Here is a 1,123-nt window from a genome sequence, read left to right on the forward strand (position 1 = left end):
GGCCAGCAGGACCCAAAACCCCGCGGTTGCTAGGGCGATAAAGAAGACAGTTTCGGATGCGGAGTATCCCGTCAGTCGGAGCACGACGGGTGGGACTGTCCAGAACACAGCCGGGACGGCCAGGCCGAAGAGGGCGATGTCCGCGCGCTCATTAGCGTCGCTGAGGGCGAGGATCGTCAAGGCCAGGAGGGCGGCGAGAGTGAAGGCGGCGAGGGTGTATGAGGCCATGGCGGCAAGCTTCCTTTCGGTTGAAACTTCGAGGACGCTTTTGATCGTATCGGCGGGGTGTGCACACCCTGCTGGGCTTAGAGTGTGGTGATGTCTTGGTAGCGTTGCCAGGCTTTGCGTTGGCCTATGCCGTGGTTGATCATGATGTCGAGTAGTTCGGCTTCGGGGGCGTGTTCGGCGGCGTGGCGGAGTTGTTCGGTCATGTGGAGGTATTGGCGGCGGTAGCTGGTGCTGGCTACTTGGCGGGCGTAGTCGGCGAGGTGGAGGTCGACGATTTTGAGGGTGACCAGTTCTGTCATGATGTGGTGTTGGTCGTCGGCGAGTCCGTCGCGGTTGCCTTTGGCTTGGAGGGTGTTGAGGACGGTGGAGGCGTCGGTGGGGCGGCTGTCGTTGACGAGTTCTTGTAGGGTGGCAAAGATTCTCGCCAGTAGGGTGTTGGCGAAGTCTGCGGGGTCGAGTTTGTCGGTGATGGTGGCGATGGTGTCTTTGTCGCCGCTGGTGAGCATGGCGGAGATGAGGCAGGCTTCGGAGTTGGTGACGGTGATGGTGGCGCTGATGGTCTCGGCAGTGTCCTGGGCCATGGGGTGCTCCTTGCTTTGTGGGTTATGCGGCTTGGCGTAGTTTGTCGGGGCGGAAGCCGGAGAAGCTGTTGCCGGCTTCGTCGACGATGACGGGGGCGCTGGCGTGGCCGAGGGTGGCGAGGTAGCCGGTGTGTTCTTTGGCGGGTTTTTCTTGGTAGTTGAGGCCGAGTTTGTTGGCGGTTTTGATGGTCAGTCGGCAGGGGTGGCATCCGGGTTTGGTGTAGATGGTGAGCATGTCTGCTCCTTTCTGGTCGAGTGTTGCCTTCCGTCACGGTATGCCTCTAGTTTAACATATGTTTTAACATATGGCAAGA

Annotated in this window: 3 protein-coding genes; all 3 read right to left on the reverse strand. The window is 60.1% G+C overall.

Features of this window, described 5'->3' with window-relative positions; genetic code table 11:
- Positions 1-228, reverse strand: a 228-nt coding sequence (locus HMPREF2808_RS02715) for a hypothetical protein (protein WP_141752574.1), incomplete at its 3' end; no start/stop codon positions are given.
- A 77-nt stretch (positions 229-305) separates the two neighbouring features.
- Positions 306-809 (reverse strand): DnaB-like helicase N-terminal domain-containing protein, encoded by a 504-nt coding sequence (locus tag HMPREF2808_RS02720; RefSeq protein ID WP_011116986.1) that lies wholly within the window; start codon positions 807-809, stop codon positions 306-308.
- Positions 810-831: 22 nt separating this feature from the next.
- Positions 832-1,044 carry a glutaredoxin family protein gene (locus tag HMPREF2808_RS02725; RefSeq protein ID WP_011116987.1) on the reverse strand — a complete coding sequence of 71 codons (213 nt, stop codon included), beginning with the start codon at positions 1,042-1,044 and terminating at the stop codon, positions 832-834.
- Positions 1,045-1,123: the final 79 nt, after the last annotated feature.

The organism is Corynebacterium sp. HMSC078A10 (genome assembly GCF_001811565.1).
Lineage (GTDB): Bacteria > Actinomycetota > Actinomycetes > Mycobacteriales > Mycobacteriaceae > Corynebacterium > Corynebacterium hesseae.